This is a genomic window from Mycolicibacterium insubricum (assembly GCF_010731615.1).
Classification (GTDB): Bacteria; Actinomycetota; Actinomycetes; order Mycobacteriales; family Mycobacteriaceae; genus Mycobacterium; species Mycobacterium insubricum.
On the sequence record NZ_AP022618.1, the window covers coordinates 1,568,160 to 1,585,551 of the forward strand.

A 17,392-nucleotide genomic window follows, 5' to 3' on the forward strand; every position below is an offset into this window, starting at 1 on the left:
CGGCGCCGGTAGGAGTGTCAATGGCAGAATTGCAGCCGTGACTGCGACGGTGCTCGACGGTAAGGCGTTTCGCGACGAGATCTTCGTCGACCTGGCCCAGCGGGTGGCCGCGCTGACCGCGGCCGGCCGGACCCCCGGCCTGGGCACCGTGCTGGTCGGCTCCGATCCCGGATCGCAGGCCTACGTGCGCGGCAAGCACGCCGACTGCGCCCAGGTCGGCATCACCTCGATCCGCCGCGACCTGCCCGCCGACACCACCACCGAGCAGCTCAACTCCGTCATCGACGAACTCAACGCCGACCCGGCGTGCACCGGCTACATCGTGCAGCTGCCGCTGCCGCGCCACCTCGACGAGAACGCCGCACTGGAACGCATCGACCCCGACCGCGACGCCGACGGCCTGCACCCGATGAACCTGGGCCGGCTGGTACTCGGCAAGGAGGCGCCGCTGCCCTGCACCCCGCGCGGCATCGTGGCGCTGCTGCGCCGCTACGACGTGCCGATCGCCGGGGCGCACGTGGTGGTGATCGGGCGCGGCGTGACCGTCGGGCGCCCGCTCGGCCTGCTTTTGACCCGGCGCACCGAGAACGCCACGGTCACCTTGTGCCACACCGGAACCCGCGATCTGGCGGCCCTGACCCGGCAGGCCGACATCGTCGTCGCCGCGGTCGGCGTGCCGCACCTGGTGACCGCCGACATGGTGCGCCCTGGCGCAGCCGTCGTCGACGTCGGGGTGTCCCGGGTCGACGGCAAGCTCACCGGCGATGTGCACCCGGACGTGTGGGAGGTGGCCGGCCACGTGTCGCCCAACCCCGGCGGCGTCGGCCCGCTGACCCGGGCGTTCCTGCTGACCAACGTCGTCGAACGCGCCGAGGCGCTCGGGTGAATCCGAGCGCGACCTGGCAGAGCTTCCAGGACCGGGTGATCCGCCGTCAGTGGCCGATCATCAGCGTGTTCCTGATCTTCGTCGGGGCGTTCGGTCTGGTCGCCGCCGGCTTCTGGCGCCGTGGCGCCCTGCTGATCGGCATCGGCGTCGGGGTGGCCGCCGCTCTGCGGCTGCTGCTGTCCGACGAGGTCGCCGGGCTGCTGGTGGTGCGCAGCCGCGGCCTGGATTTCGCGACCACCGCCACCGCTGCGACGGCCATGGTGTTCATCGCCTGGACCATCGACCCGCTCGGGACGGCCTGACGGTCCGGCCGGGTCGCGCTACTCCGGACCGCTGCCGAGAGCGAGTTTCATCGCGGCGGCGGCGATGGGGCGAGCCCAGGCGGGGACGCAGGTGAGGTCGGGCGGTGCCGCTATCTGCGTGTCGACGACGTGCAGTACCAGGGACGGCCTCGGCGTCTGCCCGGCCTTCGGATCACCGTCGACGGAGTTGTCGTAGACCCGCAGCTCGGTCAGCGCGGGTAACAGGGAGATGAGGTTCATCCGGCTGTGCCGCCAGCGGCGGCGGATGTCGATCTCGGGGATGTCGTGCCCGCCCGCGGCGACGCGGTTGCGTACCCGCCGCAGGTGAAGTTCCGGGCTGCTCAATCCCACATACAGCACGCGCACCTGAAAACCCGCATCCGCGGCCGCGGTGAGCTTTTGGGGGATCGTGGCGCCGCCGAGCGTGGTCTCAATGGCGAAATCGAGGCGATCGTCGATCGCACGCTGCAGCAGCTCGGTGCCTTTGAGCCACGCCAGGGCATTGGCCCGGGCCTGGTCGAGGCCCGGGTTGGCGGCGATCAATTTTGCGGCGGTCTCGTCGGGGTTGTAGTACTGCCCGCCGGAGGCCCGGATCATCGCCCCGCCGAGGCTGGACTTGCCGGCGCCATTGACTCCGGCCAGGACAGAGATCCGGGGCGGTTCGGTCACGACGACGGGTTGGCCATCCGCACGGCCGCATCACCGAGTTCTTCGGGGGTTGCGCTGAAGGCCGCGGCGACGCCGGATTTCGACCTCGGGGTCTGCATCTGCGCCAGCAATGCGTCGAATTCGTCGGTGAGTTCGTCGAGTTCCGGGGTGGCGGCGCGGGTCAGGGCTTCGAACTCGGCCACCGAAAGCAACACGGCCTTGGTGGCATTGTGCTTGGTGATCGCCACCGCCCCGGTCAGTGTGGCCTGCTCGATGATCGATCCGAACTCGTTCTTGAATCGGGTGGCCGGCACCGTCGGCAGATCGACCAGTTCGCCGGCCCGGTTGCGGAAGCTCAAAGGTCCCATCGGGCTATTTTAGTCGATTTGGCTATTTTAGTCAGCCCAGGTCGGTCCGCACACACGTGGTGATGTAGGGCAGCGCGACACCGGGGGAGTTGGCCAGCGCCGGGTGGGTGGCCAGCAGTTCCCGGACCCGCTCCAGCGCCCGGGTCTGCACGTCGGCCGGCGAGGTGATGCAGTAGCTGCGCGAGGCGACCAGGTCGATCAGCGCCTGCGGCGTCAGGTAATTCGTCCACTCCACCCGGTGCCGTTCCACATCGGTGAACGGCGCCGGCAGCCCGGAATGCGCATCCAAGGGGTCGTGGGCGAAGCCGACGATCTCGCCGAGCTCGCGGACCCAGCCCAGCCGCTGGTCCGGGGTGTTCCACAGCAGTCCCAGCCGACCGCCCGGGCGCAGCACCCGGGCCACCTCGGGCACCGCCCGCTCCGGGTCCACCCAGTGCCAGGCCTGGGCCACCAGCACCGCGTCCACGCTCTCGTTTGGCAGCGGGATCTCCTCGGCGGTGCCCAGCAGCGCGGGGGTGTCCGGCAGCGACGCCGAAAGCACCTCCAGCATCTCCGCGATCGGGTCGACGGCCACCACGTCCAGGCCGCGTTCCACCAGCCGGGTGGTCAGCTTGCCGGTACCGGCGCCGAGGTCCAGCACCTTGGTCGCACCGCGGGGCAGCAGCCAGTCGATCGCCTCCGGCGGGTACGACGGGCGGCCCCGCTCGTAGGCGGCGGCCTGGGCACCGAAGGACAGGGAGCGCGGTGTGCTCATCGCTGTCCTCGATCGATTCGATCGCTCACTCGCTGCGCTCGCTCGTTCCTCATCGGTGCGCGGCCAGCTCGAGGGTGCGACGCAGCAGGCCGGCGACCGCGTCCGCCTCGATCAGGAACGCGTCGTGCCCGCACGGCGAGTCGATCACGTCCAGGCCGGCGCAGCCGGGCAGCAATTCGGCCAACTCCTGCTGCAGCCGCAGCGGGTAGAGCCGGTCGGAGGTGACCCCGCCGACCACCGTCGGCACCGGGCAGGACGCCAGCGCGGCGGCCACCCCGCCGCGCCCGCGGCCGACGTCATGGCTGCTCAGCGCGTCCGAAAGCAGCACGTAGGAACCCGCGTCAAACCGGCCGACCAGCTTGTCGCCCTGATGCTGCAGGTAGCTCTGCACGCTGTAGCGCCCGCCGGTCAGCGGGTCCTCGCTGCCCTGCGCGCCGTTGCCGAACCGTTCGTCGAGCTCGGCCTCGCCGCGGTAGGTCAGGTGCGCGATGCGCCGTGCCACGTCGAGTCCGGCGGCCGGGACGTCGCCGGTGTCGTGGTAGTCGCCGCCGTGCCAGTTCGGGTCGGTCTTGATCGCCGCGATCTGGGTGCTCTGGGTGCCGATCTGGTCGGCGGTGGCCCGGGCGCCGACGGCCAGCACCAGCGCGGCCCGCACGTCGTCGGGATGCTCGATCGCCCATTCCAGGGCACGGGCGCCGCCCATCGAGCCGCCCAACACGGCGGCCACCTCGGTGATGCCCAGCGCCGCCAGCGCGGCCACATCGGCGGCGACCTGGTCGCGGATGGTCACCGTCGGGAACCGGGATCCCCACGGCTTGCCGTCTCGGGCCAGCGAACTCGGTCCGGTCGAACCGCGGCAGCCGCCGAGCACGTTGGTGGCGACCAGGCACCAGCGGTCGGTGTCGATCGGGGCGCCGGGACCGGCCATGCCGTCCCACCAGCCCGGTGTGGGGTGGCCCGGGCCGGCCGGCGGGCCGGCCGGCCCGATGACATGCGAGTCGCCGGTCAGCGCGTGCAGCGCGACGACGACGTTGTCGCCGGCCGGGGACAGCTCACCCCAGCGCTGCACGGCGATGGTGACATCCGGCAGCACCGCGCCGCGCTCCAGCGTCAGCGACCCGATGTCGACCAGGCCGATCTCACCCTCGGCCGGCAGTGTCACGGTTGGCACGTCGAAGATTGTCACCTGTGCCCCTCGGCGGCGGCCGCGGCGGTCAGGCCGCGGGCCAGATCGGCCAGGATGTCGTCGATACCCTCCAGTCCGACGGCCAGCCGGACCAGCCCCGGGGTCACCCCGGACGCCCGCTGCTCGGCGTCGGACAGCTGCTGGTGGGTGGTGGAGGCAGGGTGGATCACCAGCGAGCGGACGTCGCCGATGTTGGCGACGTGACTGTGCAGCGTCAGCGCGTCGACGAACGCCTTGCCCGCGGCCAGCCCGCCGGCCAGCTCGAACGCCAGCACCGCTCCGGTGCCGCGCGGGGCCAGTTCCCGGCCCCGGGCGTACCACGGGGAATCGGGCAGACCGGCGTAGTTGACCCGGTTCACCCCGGGTGCGGCGGCCAGGAACTCCGCGACCCGCTGCGCGTTGGCCACGTGGCGTTCCATCCGTAGGCTCAGCGTCTCCAGGCCCTGGGCGATCAGGAAGGCGTTGAACGGCGCACCCGCGGAGCCCAGGTCGCGCAGCAACTGCACCCGGGCCTTCAGCGCATAGGCCGGTGCGCCCAGGTCGGCGTACACCACACCGTGGTAGCTCTCGTCGGGCGTGGTGAAGCCGGGGTGCCGGCCCTGGGTCCAGTCGAAGGTGCCACCGTCGATGATCAGCCCGGCGATCGCCGTGCCGTGCCCGCCGAGATACTTCGTCGCCGAGTGCACGACGATGTCGGCGCCGTGTTCGAACGGCCGGATCAGGTACGGCGTGGCGATCGTGTTGTCCACGATCAGCGGGATGCCGTGCTGGTGCGCGACGGCGGATACCCCGGGGATGTCGAAGACGTCGCCCTGCGGGTTGGCGATCGTCTCGCCGAAGAACGCCCTGGTGTTCGGGCGGATCGCCGCCGCCCAGGACGCCGGGTCGTCGGGGTCCTCGACGAAGTCGAACTCGACGCCCAGCTTGCGCAGGGTGTGGTGGAACAGGTTGTAGGTGCCGCCGTAGAGCCGTGGGGAGCTCACCACATGGTCACCGGCACCGGCGACGTTGAGGATCGCCAGCGTCGAGGCGGACTGCCCCGAGGACAGGAACAACCCGGCCACCCCGCCTTCGAGGGCGGCGACGCGCTGTTCGACGACGTCGGCGGTCGGGTTCATGATCCGGGTGTAGATGTTGCCCGGTTCGGCCAGGCTGAACAGCGCCGCGGCGTGATCGGTGTCGTTGAAGACGTACGACGTGGTCTGGTAGATCGGCAGGGCTCGGGCCCCGGTGGTGGCGTCCGGCTGCTGGCCGGCGTGGATCTGCTTGGTCTCGAAGGACCAGTTCTGCTCTGGAGAGGACGACGCCTCTGTGGATGACGACACGGAATTACCCCTGTTCTCGATGGGGTCCGGACATCAGCGGACCCGCGCTTGCCGTGTAGCCGTGGCTACCCAACCTGGTCATCACCCGGGGCACCCCACCGCGGTTGGAGGGTTGCCGGCCAGCAAGCCGGGGCTATGCGCTGGCACTCATGACCGATATGCAGAATATCCCAACTCGGCGATGCTCTGCCAGCGGGCGTTCAAGCGGGCAGTTCGCCGGCCGGCCGGCCCAGGTGCTCGTCGATGAATCCGGCGATCAGCGCGGCGGTGCGACCCGGGTCCTCGAACATCGGGATGTGCCCGGAACGGTCCAGGTGGGTGACGACGTGCCCCGGGGGGAGTTCCCGCTCGAACTGGCGGGTAAACCGCGGGTGCGGCAGCACCCGGTCCTTATCGCAGATGACCAGGTTGGTCGGTGCGTCGGCGTTGGCCAGCTCCGCCAGACCGGGCAGCAGCAACGCCTTGGCGAGCAGTTGGAAGTACGCCGCGCAGTGCGTGACGTCGTCGATGATGGCGGGCAGATCGGCCTCGGGCAGGCGTTCCGGGGTGGAGCTGATCGGCACGCTGGCGAACCACCGGGTGAACGGGAACCGCAGCACCCGCTGACCGAGCAGTTTCGCGACGATCCACACCGGCAGTCCGGCGACGAACTTGCCGACGATCTCGAACTTCACCCAGGACAGGTGGTGCCAGCCGCCGGCCGGGGCGATCGCGGTCAGGGTGCGGGCGCGGCCGCGGCGCATCAGCTCGAACGCCACCCAGCCGCCCAGCGAGTTGCCGACGATGTGGGCGGTGCGCCAGCCGAGGGCGTCCATCCGGCGTTCGACGTCGTCGGCGAGTTCCTTGGTGTCCAGGAACCAGCGCGCCTTGATGCCGCCGTTGTGGCCCGGCATGGTCGGGGCGTACACCTCGAACCGGCCGGTGTCGGCCAGTATCGGCGCGACGTCCTTCCAGACGTTCTGGGACATCATGAACGGGTGCAGCAACACCACCGGCTCACCGGAGCCGAGGTGAATCGGGTCGCGGACGGGTCGCATCGCTGCACTGTAACAACCAGCTAGGGTCAGCGGTCGTGATCGTCACAACCATCAACGTCAACGGAATTCGCGCCGCGGTGAAGCAGCGTTCCGCCGAGAATCTCGGCCTGCTGCCCTGGTTGACGACCACCCGCGCCGACGTGGTCTGCCTGCAGGAAACCCGCGCCGACGACGACCAGCTGGCCGGGGCCCTCGCCCCGGCGCTGGACGACGGCTGGCACCTGGCGCACGCGGCGCCGTCGCGCAAGGGCCGCAACGGGGTGGCGGTGCTCGCCCGCGTCCCGTTCACCGACATCCGCGCCGGTTGCGGCCACGACGAGTTCGCCGACCACGGTCGCTACCTGGAGGTCGATCTGAACATCGGCGGCGACGAGGTGACGGTGGCCAGCATCTACGTGCCCACCGGTGAGGCCGAGACCGAGCGGCAGGCGGAGAAGGAACGGTTCCTGGCCGCCACCGAGGTGCGCCTCGCCGAGCTGGTCGACGGGGCGCCGGCGCGTGGCCGCGAGGCCGTGGTGTGCGGCGACTGGAACATCGCCCACGCCGAGGCCGACCTGAAGAACTGGCGGGGCAACCGCAACAAGGCCGGCTTCCTGCCCGAGGAGCGCCAGTGGGTGGCCGACCGGCTGGCCGCGGGCTGGTCGGACGTCGTGCGCGGGCTGCACCCCGGCGTCGACGGCCCGTACAGCTGGTGGTCCTGGCGGGGCAAGGCGTTCGACAACGACGCCGGCTGGCGCATCGACTATCAGCTGGCCACCGCCGGTCTGGCCGCCCGCGCGGTGGCCGCCGGCACCGAGCGTCCGGCGGCGTACGCGCTGCGCTGGTCCGACCACGCCCCGGTGACCGTCGAGTACCGGTAGCGGCCCATCGCCGGCCCAGCCGGGCGTGACAAGATCGAACCACCATGAACAGACCGGTCGTCTTCTCCGGGGCTCAGCCCACCTCCGATTCACTGCATTTGGGCAACGCCCTGGGCGCGATCAAGCAGTGGGCCGGGATGCAGGACGATCACCAGGCCTACTTCTGCGTCGTCGACCTGCACGCCATCACCGTCGCCCAGGACCCCGCCGAACTGCGCCGCCGCACCCTGGTCACCGCCGCGCAGTACCTGGCGCTGGGTATCGACCCGGCGCGGGCCACCGTCTTCGTGCAGTCGCATGTCCCCGCGCATGCCGAATTGTCTTGGGTGCTGGGCTGTTTCACCGGTTTCGGGCAGGCGTCGCGGATGACCCAGTTCAAGGACAAGTCGGCCCGCCACGGCGCCGACGCCACCACCGTCGGGCTGTTCACCTACCCGGTGCTGATGGCCGCCGACATCCTGGCCTACAACACCGACCTGGTGCCCGTCGGCGAGGACCAGCGCCAGCACCTGGAACTCGCCCGCGACCTCGCGCAGCGGTTCAACGCCCGCTTCCCGGGCACCTTCGTCGTGCCGGAGGCGCTGATCCCCAAGGCCACCGCCAAGATCTACGACCTGGCCGACCCGGCGGTGAAGATGAGCAAATCCGCGGCCACCGACGCCGGGCTGATCTCGCTGCTCGACGACCCGGCGCGCACCGCCAAGAAGATCCGCTCGGCGGTCACCGACAGCGAGCGCGAGATCCGGTTCGACCCGGACGCCAAGCCCGGCATCTCCAACCTGCTGACCATCCAGTCCGCCATCACCGGCACCCCGGTCGCGCAGCTGGTCGACGGCTACGCCGGGCGCGGCTACGGGGACCTCAAGAAAGAGACCGCCGAGGTCGTCGTCGACTACGTCACCCCGATCCGGGCCCGGGTCGAGGAGCTGCTGGCCGAGCGCGACGAGCTGGAGGCGGTGCTCGCCGCCGGGGCGCAGAAGGCCCGCGACGTCACCGAGGCGACGCTGAGCCGGGTGTACGACGCGCTGGGGTTGCTGCCCCGACGATGACCGGACCGGACGAGGCGGCGAAAAAACCGGGTCTGCTGGACCGGTTGCGGTCCCGCTGGCACTGGTTCGACCACATCTGGGCCGCCCAGACCCGGTACAACGACGCCAAGGGCGACTTCTACGCCGCCGGCATCACCTACTTCACCGTTTTCGCGATGTTCCCGCTGCTCATGGTGGGCTTCGCGGTCGGCGGGTTCGTGCTGGTCAACCACCCCGATCTGCTGGATCGCATCGAGAACCAGATCAGGGCGACGATCACCGGGGACCTGGGGCCGCAGCTCATCGCGCTGATGGACGCCGCGATCGCGTCCCGCACCTCCGTCGGTGTGATCGGTTTGGCGGCGGCCGCGTGGGCCGGGCTGGGCTGGATGGCCAACCTGCGGGAGGCGCTGAGCCAGATGTGGGGGCAGCAGCGCCGGGCCCGGCCGAACTTCGTCATCGCGAAGCTGTCGGACCTGGCCGCGCTGCTGTCGGCGTTCGTGGCGATCCTGGCCACGGTGGCACTGACGGCATTGGGCAGTACGTCACTGCTGGACAACCTGCTGCATTGGCTGCGGGTACCGGACTCGATACTGACGACGATCGCGCTGCGGGCGGTTTCGGTACTGATGTCGCTGACGGTGTCCTGGCTGCTGTTCACCTGGATGATCGCCCGGTTGCCCCGTGAGTCGGTGACCCTGCGCTCGAGTGCTCGGGCCGGGTTGATCGCGGCGGTCGGCTTCGAGGGATTCAAGCAGGTGGCCTCGGTCTATCTGCAGTCGGTGGTTTCCGGCCCGGCCGGCGCGACGTTCGGCCCGGTGCTGGGTCTGATGGTGTTCGCCTACGTGACCGCCCGGCTGGTGCTGTTCTCCACCGCCTGGGCGGCGACCGCCCGGGAGAACGTCGAGCCGGTGATCGCCCCGCCGCCACCCGCGGTCATCTACAACCGGCCCGTCACCCGCGGAGTCCCGGCACCGGTGTACCTGCTCGGGGCGGCGGTCGCCGGGGCGCTGGGCGCGCTGAGCTGGTCGCGGCGCCCGCGCCACCGACGAGCGTCAGTGGCTGACCAGTTGTAGCCCGACCACACAGCCGATGAGGCCGGTGAGCAGGGCGATCTTGGCGAACGATGCGGCTTCGGCGCCGCTGGCCATGGCCACCGCCACCGTCAGCGCCGCGCCGATACCGACCCACACCGCATAGCTGGTCCCCGGCGGCAGGAAGCGCATGGCGTAGCCGAGTCCCAGCATCGACACCACCACCGCGACACCGAAGATCGCGGTGGGCATCGGCCGGGACAGCCCGTCGGAGCGGCTCAGCGCGGTCGCCCACACCGCTTCCAGGGCACCGGAGAGAATCAGGATCAACCATGCCACGATCCGACGGTAACAAGGCACGGTAGCGTCGCGAACATGGCGCTTTCCACCGACTGGAGTGCCCGGATGGGCCTCGGCGTCCCGATCGTCAACGCGCCGATGGGCGGGGCGGCCGGCGGGCACCTGGCCGCCGCCGTCAGCGCGGCCGGCGGGCTGGGCATGATCGGCATGGGCAGCGGCGGCCGGCCGGGGCCGCTGGCCGCCGAACTGGCCGCCCTCGGTGATGCCCGGCCGTTCGGGATCGGGCTGGTGTCCTGGGTGGCCCGCGATCATCCGGGGCTGCTGGAAACCGCGCTGGCCGCGGCCCCGCAGCTGCTGTGCGTCAGTTTCGGCGACGACTGGTCCTGGGTGGCGCGGGCACACGACGCCGGAATCCCCGCGGCCACCCAGGTCGCCGACGTGGCGGCGGCCCGTCGCGCCGCCGACGCCGGGGTGGACGTGCTGGTGGCCCGCGGCGCCGAGGGCGGCGGGCACGGCGAGCCGCGGATCGGCACCCTGGCGCTGCTGTCCGAGGTGCTCGACGCGGTGGGTGTTCCGGTGCTGGCCGCCGGCGGCATCGCGACCGCCCGGGCGCTGGCCGCCGTACTGGCCGCCGGCGCCGCGGGCGCCTGGGTCGGCACCGGGTTCGCGGCCTGCCCGGAGGCGCTCACCCCGGAACCGGTGCGGGCCGCGCTGCTGGCCGCGGACTCCGTCGACACCGCGCTGACCACCGAGTTCGACGTCGCGGCGGGCTACTGTTGGCCGCCGTCGCAACCCGAGCGGGTGCTGCGCGACCCCGACGGCCGGCTCACACCGGTCAACGCCGGGCAGGCGGTGGGTTCGGTGACGACGGCGCGCCCGGCGGCCGCGGTGATCGACGACCTGTGCACCGGCGCGGCGGCGCTGCTGGCCCGCTGGGCCCGATCAGACCTTGACGGTGTTCCGGTTCAGTGACCGGGCGCCCATGATCAGGCTGAACACCACCAGTGCGCCGACCACCCCGACGCCGACCCGCACCGGGGTCGCGTCGGCGGCCGGTACCAGGGCGGCGGCCTGGTTGACCGGCGCGTCGGACGCCGCCGGACGGATCAGCGACGGATCCGGGTCGACCAGCGTGCCGACCGACGTGCCGCGCGGGGTGGCGAAGCCGTAGTCCAGCAGGCGGGCGGCCTGTTCCCACGGGGCGATCGGCAGCCGGGTGCCGCGCAGCAGCACCGCGACCAGCCGTCGTCCGTCGCGCTCGGCGGCGCCGACGAAGGTCTGCCCGGCGTCGTCGGTGTATCCGGTCTTGCCGCCCAGGGCCCCGTCGTAGTTGGTCAGCAGCTTGTTGTCGTTCTCCAGCTCATACGCCGGGTGATCACCGGCCTCCGGGGTGGAGTGGCCCGGGAACATGTAGGACCGGGTGGCGACGACCTGGGCGAACTCCGGTTTGGTCCAGGCGTAGCGGTAGAACAGCCCGATGTCGTAGGCCGACGTGCTCATCCCGGGCCCGTCCAGGCCCGACGGGGTGGCCACCCGGGTGTCGCGGGCACCGAGCTTGCTGGCCAGCGTGTTGAGCTTGCCGAGGGCGGCGTCCATGCCGCCGAGCTGGCCGGCCAGCGCGTGCGCGGCGTCGTTGCCCGAGTGCATCAGCAGGCCGTGCAGCAGGTCGTTGACGGTGTAGGTGCCCCCGACGTCGACGCCGACCTTGGTGCCCTCGGCGGCGGCGTCCTCGGCGGTCCCGGCGACCGGCTTGTTGAGGTTCAGGTCGTTGATGGCCTGGGTGGCCACCAGCACCTTGATGATCGACGCCGGGCGGTGCCGGCCGTGCGGATCGCGGGCGGCGATGATCTCACCGGTGTCCAGGTCGGCGACCAGCCAGGCCTCGGCCGAGACGTCCTCGGGCACCGGGGCGGTGTTGGCGGCCGTGACGATGCCGCAGTCACCCAGCGCGGCCCCGCCGACGGGTTTGGCCGGCACCGGCAGCGGAGCGGGGGCGTCCTCGCCGGGGGCGGGCACCTCGGAGGCGTCCACGGCCGGCGGGGTGTTGACCTGGTACGGGCAGCTGGGCGCGGGCGCCGGATCGGCGGCGGCCACCCCCGGGACCAGCACCGGTCCGGCCAGCAGAAACAGCGACGCGGCCAGGCCGGCGGCGCGTCGCGCGGTGCTGTGTAGCGGTGTTGTCGAGTTCCCCATCGCCAACCGAGGGTAGGGGACGGTAGTCGCGAAGTCCCGCCGCCGCGCGGCGAACGGTGTTATTTGTGATGCAGTTGTGGCGATTACCCCGGGATCGGGCAGTGCGCCAGCGCGGGGAACTCCAGCGACGACAGCCACAGCCGGTCGCCGGCCACCACGACACCGGTGACCGCGCCGAAGTCGTCGCGGTGGTCCTCGATGCCGGCGACGGGCGCCCCACTGTCGGGGTCGAAGGCCACCGCCCACACCATCGGCGAGATGGTGGGCAGCAGCCGCGAGGGCAGGCGCCACAGCAGTTTGCGCAGCACCGGGGCCCGCGGTGCCAGGAATTCGGCGGCGGTGACGATCGGGCTGACCATCGCCACCCAGATGCGCCCGTCGGGGCCGGTACAGATGTTGTCCGGCAGGCCGGACAGGTGCACCGCGAGTTCGGTGACGGTGCCCTTGTCCGGTCCGGTCAGCCAGTACTTCGACAGCTTTCGCGCCTGGGTCTCGGCGAACACCAGTGCCGAACCGTCGGCGGTGACGGTGAGCCCGTTGGCGAAGTACAGCCCGTCCACCACCGGGTGCACGCTGCCGTCGGGATCGAGGCGATACAGGCCGCCGGTTCCGCGGGCCTCGATGATCGCCGCCTGGTAGTGGTGGAAATGGAATCGGCTGGTCGACTCGGTGAAATAGATTGTGCCATCGGCGGTTTCGGTGACGTTCGAGCAGAACTTCAGTGCCCGTCCGTTCACCTCGGTGACCAGCGTGCGCAGCTGCCCGGTCGCCGGGTCCAGTGCCAGCAGCCCGCGCAGGCTGTCGCAGATCAGCAGCCGGTGATCGCGGGCGACGTGCAGGCCCAGCGGCCGTCCGCCGGTGTCGGCGACGACGGTCGTCGCGCCGTCGGGATGCACCCGCACGATGCGCCCGTCGACCAGACCGGTCCACAGGTCCCCGGCGGTGTCGACGACGACGTCCTCGGGCCCGTCGCCGGGCATCGGCACCACGGTCAGATCGGCGGGCGGGTACTGCGGCAGTTTCTCGACCGGGGGCGGGGTCCAGCGGACCGGGTGGATCGACGGTTTCGGCGGGGTGGCTGCGTTGGACGGCACGGGTTCGACGCTACGTCGGGCGGGCTCAGTAGAGGAAGGGAACCAGTGCCTTGCGGTCGCTCGGGTAGTCGGCGAAGCGCTCCTTGTACCACCGCTGGGTGTCGCGGGCCCGGGGGATCAGGTTGCCGGCGGTGATCAGCAGGATCGCGACGCCCGGCAGCGCCCAGGTCAGGATCGCGAAGCCGGTCCAGGCCGTCAGCTCGCCCAGATAGGCGGGGCTGGTGACGAATCGGAAGCCGCCGCCGAACGGGATCCGGTACTCCGCGGCGCCGGGGTTGTTCTTGTCGCGCAGGTTCCGCACGACCGATTCGGAGTGCACCAGCAGGGCGAACCCGCACAGGTAGATCGCCAGGCCCAGCAGGAACCGGGGGTCGGTCAGCCAGTCGGTGCCGTACCGGCCGAAGTAGTCGTGGCTGAACAACGCCCCGTTGAGGTAGCCGTGCATGGCGGTGACCAGCATGCCCATCACCACCACCGACAGGTTGAACGTGCTGCGCTTGCCCGGCACCTGGCGGATCGCCAGCGGGAAGAACCAGCCGCGGTTGGCGTAGTGCAGTGCCCAGATACCGGCCAGCACCAGCGATGTCGGCTCCCACCGGGCCGGTCCGGTCAGATAGGCGACGGCGAACACCACCGTCGCCGGAATCTCCATCAGCCACCAGCCGAGCTTCGGGTTAAGGTTGAAGCCGAGCTTGGCCGAGGAGAATCGGCCGTAGGAGCTCTGCCCGAAGAACCCGCCGATGATCACGAAGGCGGCGAACGCGAACGCCGCGGTCAAGACGGTGTCGTAGCAGGTGTCCCCGGTGTACCAGTGCATGGTGAATGTTCTACCGGGGTCAGCGGGCGAACATCAAAGCCCGCTTGACCTCCTGGATCGCCTTGGTGACCTCGATGCCGCGGGGGCAGGCCTCGGTGCAGTTGAAGGTGGTGCGGCAGCGCCACACCCCGTCGACCTCGTTGAGGATGTCCAGTCGCTCGGCGGCCGCCTCGTCACGCGAATCGAAGATGAAGCGGTGTGCGTTGACGATCGCGGCCGGCCCGAAGTAGGAACCCTCGTTCCAGAACACCGGGCAGCTGGTGGTGCAGCAGGCGCACAGGATGCACTTGGTGGTGTCGTCGTAGCGGGCCCGGTCGGTCTGGGACTGGATCCGCTCGCGGGTCGGCGGGTTGCCGGAGGTGATCAGGAACGGCTTGACGGCGCGGTAGGCGTCGAAGAACGGTTCCATGTCGACGACCAGGTCCTTCTCCACCGGCAGGCCGCGGATCGGCTCGATGGTGATGGTCAGCGGCTTGCCGTTCTTGGGCAGCAGGTCGCGCATCAGCACCTTGCAGGCCAGCCGGTTCACGCCGTTGACCCGCATGGCGTCCGAGCCGCACACGCCGTGCGCGCAGGACCGGCGGAAGGTCAGCGTGCCGTCCAGGTAGCCCTTCACGTACAGCAGCAGGTTCAGCAGCCGGTCACTGGGCAGGCACGGCACCCGGTAGCTGGCGAAGCCGGCGGCGTCGGGGTCCTCCGGGTTGAACCGGGCGATCTTGAGGGTGACCATGACCGCGCCGTCGGGAATCGGCGGCAGCGGCGGGTCACCGGCTTCGGGCTGGCTCAGAACAGGGGCACTCATCGTCAGTACTTCCGTTCCTTGGGCTCGTAGCGGGTCTGGACGACGGGCTTGAAGTCCAGCCGGATGTCGGCCAGCAGACCGTCACCCTCCTTGTAGGCCATGGTGTGCCGCATGAAGTTGACGTCGTCGCGGTCCGGGTAGTCCTCGCGGGCGTGGCCGCCGCGGGACTCCTTGCGGTTGAGTGCACCGGTCACCGTCACCTCGGCGAGCTCCAGCAGGAAGCCCAGCTCGATGGCCTCCAGCAGATCCGAGTTGAAGCGCTTGCCCTTGTCGTGCACGGTGATTCGGGAGTACCGCTCCTTGAGGGCATGGATGTCGGTGAGCGCCTGCTTGAGCGTCTCCTCGGTGCGGAACACCGCGGCGTTGTTGTCCATCGACTGCTGCAGCGCGCTGCGGATGTCGGCGACGCGCTCGTTGCCGTGCTCGCTGAGGATGTCGCCGACCCAGTCGATCACCATCGCGGCCGGTTCGGCCGGCATGTCGACGAAGTCGTGGCTGGCGGCGTACTCGGCGGCGGCGATGCCGGCCCGGCGGCCGAACACGTTGATGTCCAGCAGCGAGTTGGTGCCCAGCCGGTTGGAGCCGTGCACCGACACGCACGCGCATTCACCGGCCGCGTACAGGCCCGGCACGACGTTGGTGTTGTCGCGCAGCACCTGGCCGGCCACGTTGGTCGGGATGCCGCCCATCACGTAGTGACAGGTCGGGTACACCGGCACCAGCTCGGTCACCGGGTCCACGCCCAGGTAGGTGCGGGCGAACTCGGTGATGTCGGGGAGTTTGGCCTCCAGCACGTCGGCGCCGAGGTGGCGCACGTCGATGTAGACGTAGTCCTTGTTCGGTCCGGCGCCGCGGCCCTCCAGGACCTCCAGCACCATCGAGCGGGCCACGATGTCGCGGGGGGCCAGGTCGACGATGGTGGGGGCGTAGCGCTCCATGAACCGTTCGCCCTCGCCGTTGAGCAACCGGCCGCCCTCGCCGCGCACGGCCTCCGATATCAGGATGCCCAGGCCGGCCAGGCCGGTCGGGTGGAACTGGTGAAACTCCATGTCCTCCAACGGAAGTCCCTTGCGGAACACGATGCCCAGGCCGTCGCCGGTCAGGGTGTGCGCGTTGGAGGTGGTCTTGTACATCCGGCCCGAACCGCCGGTGGCGAAGACGATCGCCTTGGCGTGGAAGATGTGGATGTCGCCGGAGGCCAGTTCGTAGGCGACGATGCCGGTGGCGACCGGGCCGCCCGGGGTCTCGGTCAGCACCAGGTCCAGGGCGTAGAACTCGTTGAAGAACTCCACGTCGTGCTTGACGCAGTTTTGGTACAGCGTCTGCAGGATCATGTGGCCGGTGCGGTCGGCGGCGTAACAGGCGCGCCGCACCGGGGCCTTGCCGTGATCGCGGGTGTGGCCGCCGAACCGGCGCTGGTCGATGCGGCCCTCGGGGGTGCGGTTGAACGGCATCCCCATCTTCTCCAGGTCATAGACCGCGTCGATGGCTTCCTTGCACATGATCTCGACGGCGTCCTGGTCGGCGAGGTAGTCCCCGCCCTTGACGGTGTCGAAGGTGTGCCACTCCCAGTTGTCTTCCTCGACGTTGGCCAGGGCCGCGCACATGCCGCCCTGGGCCGCGCCGGTGTGGGAGCGGGTGGGGTAGAGCTTGGTCAGCACCGCGGTGCGCACCCGCGGGCCGGCCTCCACCGCGGCGCGCATCCCGGCGCCGCCGGCGCCGACGATGACGACGTCGTAGCGATGTTCCTGAATCATCGATGGCCTTCCGGAGATCTATTTGACGGGAACGGCGAAGGTCACCAGGACGTAGCTGCCCAGCACCACGGTGAAACCGGTGACCAGCAGAAGCAGCGAGTTCAGGTAGAACTTGGTGACGTTCTTGCGGGCGTAGTCGCCGATGATGGTGCGCATGCCGTTGGCGCCGTGGATTATTGCCAGCCAGAGCATCGCCATGTCCCAGATCTGCCAGAACGGAGACGCCCAACGCTCGGCGACGTAGTTGAAGTCGACCCGGTAGACACCGTTTTCCATCATCAGCCCGATGAACAGGTGGCCGATGACCAGGAAGATCAGCGCCACGCCGGAGAACCGCATGAACAACCAGGCGTACTTCTCGAAGTACGGGATGCCGCGCGGCTTGCGCGGTGCCCGCGGGTGATCCAGGCTGGCCGGCCGGTCGAATTCCTTCTCCATCACCGGGGCGATGCGATCCTCGCGGTGATGCGGGGTCCATTCAGTGGTCATTTCGCCATTCCAAACCAGTGAAAGTGTTCTGCCATGTGGATGCCGAGGGTCACCAGGGCCGGCACCATGACCAGCAGCCAGATGACCGCGACGGCGGCCAGCATCTTGCGCTGATGGCGCGGGCCCTCGGACCAGAAGTCGATGAGGATGATCCGCACGCCGTTGAAGGCGTGGAACAGAACGGCCGCGACCAGGCCGATTTCCATCAGGCCGACGAGCGGGGTCTTGTAGGAGCCGACCACCTCGTTGTAGACCTCCGGGCTGACCCGCACCATGGCGGTGTCGAGCACGTGCACGATGAGGAAGAAGAAGATCGTCGCGCCGGTGATCCGGTGCAGAACCCACGCCCACATGCCCGCGTCACCGCGGTACAGGGTGCGTCGGCGTCGGGGACCCGCTTTGGCGGGCTCGGCCGGTGCCGCTGTCGTCATTCAGCGCCTCCAACGTCGTCGGTGGACGCCGGGGGAGGACACCCGCCCCGGCGTGGCGGTGTCCTCCGGAAGTCTTCAGGT

Annotated in this window: 20 protein-coding genes and 1 riboswitch; of the genes, 6 read left to right on the forward strand and 14 right to left on the reverse strand. The window is 70.3% G+C overall.

Annotated features, from left to right (window positions below; all coding sequences use genetic code 11):
* Positions 1–37: 37 nt before the first annotated feature.
* Entirely contained in the window at positions 38–886 is an 849-nt protein-coding gene (locus G6N16_RS07515; protein WP_083031120.1) for a bifunctional methylenetetrahydrofolate dehydrogenase/methenyltetrahydrofolate cyclohydrolase, read from the forward strand.
* Positions 883–1,188, forward strand: coding sequence for a DUF3017 domain-containing protein (locus G6N16_RS07520; RefSeq protein WP_083031119.1), 306 nt, complete (start codon positions 883–885; stop codon positions 1,186–1,188). The genes G6N16_RS07515 and G6N16_RS07520 overlap by 4 nt, the downstream gene beginning before the upstream one ends.
* Positions 1,189–1,206: 18 nt before the next feature.
* On the opposite strand, the gene G6N16_RS07525 is transcribed toward G6N16_RS07520, so the two are convergent.
* From G6N16_RS07525 to G6N16_RS07550, 6 genes are all read right to left on the reverse strand, one after another.
* Positions 1,207–1,857 (reverse strand): ATPase, encoded by a 651-nt coding sequence (locus G6N16_RS07525; RefSeq protein WP_083031117.1) that lies wholly within the window; start codon positions 1,855–1,857, stop codon positions 1,207–1,209.
* The gene (locus G6N16_RS07530; RefSeq protein WP_083031115.1) at positions 1,854–2,204 is read right to left on the reverse strand and encodes a type II toxin-antitoxin system prevent-host-death family antitoxin; all 351 of its coding nucleotides are present in this window, start codon (positions 2,202–2,204) and stop codon (positions 1,854–1,856) included. The genes G6N16_RS07525 and G6N16_RS07530 overlap by 4 nt, the downstream gene beginning before the upstream one ends.
* A gap of 31 nt (positions 2,205–2,235) precedes the next feature.
* The gene (locus tag G6N16_RS07535) at positions 2,236–2,958 is read right to left on the reverse strand and encodes a class I SAM-dependent methyltransferase (protein ID WP_083031114.1); all 723 of its coding nucleotides are present in this window, start codon (positions 2,956–2,958) and stop codon (positions 2,236–2,238) included.
* 49 nt (positions 2,959–3,007) lie between these two features.
* Positions 3,008–4,144, reverse strand: a complete 1,137-nt coding sequence (gene metX, locus G6N16_RS07540) for a homoserine O-acetyltransferase MetX (protein ID WP_163787817.1) — start codon at positions 4,142–4,144, stop codon at positions 3,008–3,010.
* On the reverse strand, positions 4,141–5,469 hold the full coding sequence (locus tag G6N16_RS07545; RefSeq protein WP_083031110.1) for a bifunctional o-acetylhomoserine/o-acetylserine sulfhydrylase: 1,329 nt from the start codon (positions 5,467–5,469) through the stop codon (positions 4,141–4,143). Before G6N16_RS07545 ends, metX begins: the two co-directional genes overlap by 4 nt.
* Before the next feature lie 39 nt (positions 5,470–5,508).
* Positions 5,509–5,624, reverse strand: a riboswitch (SAM riboswitch).
* 45 nt (positions 5,625–5,669) lie between these two features.
* Positions 5,670–6,506, reverse strand: a complete 837-nt coding sequence (locus tag G6N16_RS07550) for an epoxide hydrolase EphH (protein ID WP_083031109.1) — start codon at positions 6,504–6,506, stop codon at positions 5,670–5,672.
* A gap of 35 nt (positions 6,507–6,541) precedes the next feature.
* Between G6N16_RS07550 and G6N16_RS07555 the strand changes: the two genes are divergently transcribed.
* The 3 genes from G6N16_RS07555 to yhjD are packed head-to-tail and all read left to right on the forward strand — an operon-like array spanning position 6,542 to position 9,470.
* Positions 6,542–7,366 (forward strand): exodeoxyribonuclease III, encoded by an 825-nt coding sequence (locus tag G6N16_RS07555; protein ID WP_083031107.1) that lies wholly within the window; start codon positions 6,542–6,544, stop codon positions 7,364–7,366.
* Positions 7,367–7,410: 44 nt separating this feature from the next.
* Positions 7,411–8,415 (forward strand): tryptophan--tRNA ligase, encoded by a 1,005-nt coding sequence (gene trpS, locus G6N16_RS07560; RefSeq protein ID WP_083031106.1) that lies wholly within the window; start codon positions 7,411–7,413, stop codon positions 8,413–8,415.
* Complete coding sequence (gene yhjD / locus G6N16_RS07565) at positions 8,412–9,470, forward strand: inner membrane protein YhjD (protein ID WP_083031104.1); 1,059 nt, start codon at positions 8,412–8,414, stop codon at positions 9,468–9,470. The genes trpS and yhjD overlap by 4 nt, the downstream gene beginning before the upstream one ends.
* Here yhjD and G6N16_RS07570 read toward each other — a convergent pair.
* A complete protein-coding gene (locus tag G6N16_RS07570; RefSeq protein ID WP_083031103.1) occupies positions 9,450–9,767 on the reverse strand; it encodes a DMT family transporter in 318 nt (105 codons plus the stop codon). The two genes, yhjD and G6N16_RS07570, sit on opposite strands and share 21 nt — an antisense overlap.
* 36 nt (positions 9,768–9,803) lie before the next feature.
* Here G6N16_RS07570 and G6N16_RS07575 point away from each other — a divergent pair, with 36 nt between their 5' ends.
* Positions 9,804–10,700: a nitronate monooxygenase gene (locus G6N16_RS07575; RefSeq protein ID WP_083031101.1), complete on the forward strand. Its 897-nt coding sequence runs from the start codon at positions 9,804–9,806 to the stop codon at positions 10,698–10,700.
* Here the strand turns inward: G6N16_RS07575 and G6N16_RS07580 are convergent.
* The 7 genes from G6N16_RS07580 to sdhC form a co-directional block, all read right to left on the reverse strand.
* Positions 10,671–11,921 (reverse strand): D-alanyl-D-alanine carboxypeptidase family protein, encoded by a 1,251-nt coding sequence (locus G6N16_RS07580; protein ID WP_083031099.1) that lies wholly within the window; start codon positions 11,919–11,921, stop codon positions 10,671–10,673. The genes G6N16_RS07575 and G6N16_RS07580 overlap by 30 nt on opposite strands.
* Positions 11,922–12,004: 83 nt before the next feature.
* On the reverse strand, positions 12,005–13,015 hold the full coding sequence (locus tag G6N16_RS07585) for an SMP-30/gluconolactonase/LRE family protein (RefSeq protein ID WP_234805855.1): 1,011 nt from the start codon (positions 13,013–13,015) through the stop codon (positions 12,005–12,007).
* A 25-nt stretch (positions 13,016–13,040) separates the two neighbouring features.
* Positions 13,041–13,832: a phosphatidylethanolamine N-methyltransferase family domain-containing protein gene (locus tag G6N16_RS07590; RefSeq protein ID WP_083031098.1), complete on the reverse strand. Its 792-nt coding sequence runs from the start codon at positions 13,830–13,832 to the stop codon at positions 13,041–13,043.
* A 19-nt stretch (positions 13,833–13,851) separates the two neighbouring features.
* Positions 13,852–14,634, reverse strand: coding sequence for a succinate dehydrogenase iron-sulfur subunit (locus tag G6N16_RS07595; protein WP_083031096.1), 783 nt, complete (start codon positions 14,632–14,634; stop codon positions 13,852–13,854).
* A gap of 2 nt (positions 14,635–14,636) precedes the next feature.
* Positions 14,637–16,391 carry a succinate dehydrogenase flavoprotein subunit gene (gene sdhA / locus G6N16_RS07600; RefSeq protein WP_083031095.1) on the reverse strand — a complete coding sequence of 585 codons (1,755 nt, stop codon included), beginning with the start codon at positions 16,389–16,391 and terminating at the stop codon, positions 14,637–14,639.
* A gap of 18 nt (positions 16,392–16,409) precedes the next feature.
* Complete coding sequence (locus G6N16_RS07605; RefSeq protein ID WP_083031093.1) at positions 16,410–16,880, reverse strand: succinate dehydrogenase hydrophobic membrane anchor subunit; 471 nt, start codon at positions 16,878–16,880, stop codon at positions 16,410–16,412.
* Entirely contained in the window at positions 16,877–17,311 is a 435-nt protein-coding gene (sdhC, locus tag G6N16_RS07610; protein WP_083031092.1) for a succinate dehydrogenase, cytochrome b556 subunit, read from the reverse strand. The genes G6N16_RS07605 and sdhC overlap by 4 nt, the downstream gene beginning before the upstream one ends.
* Positions 17,312–17,392 lie beyond the last annotated feature (81 nt).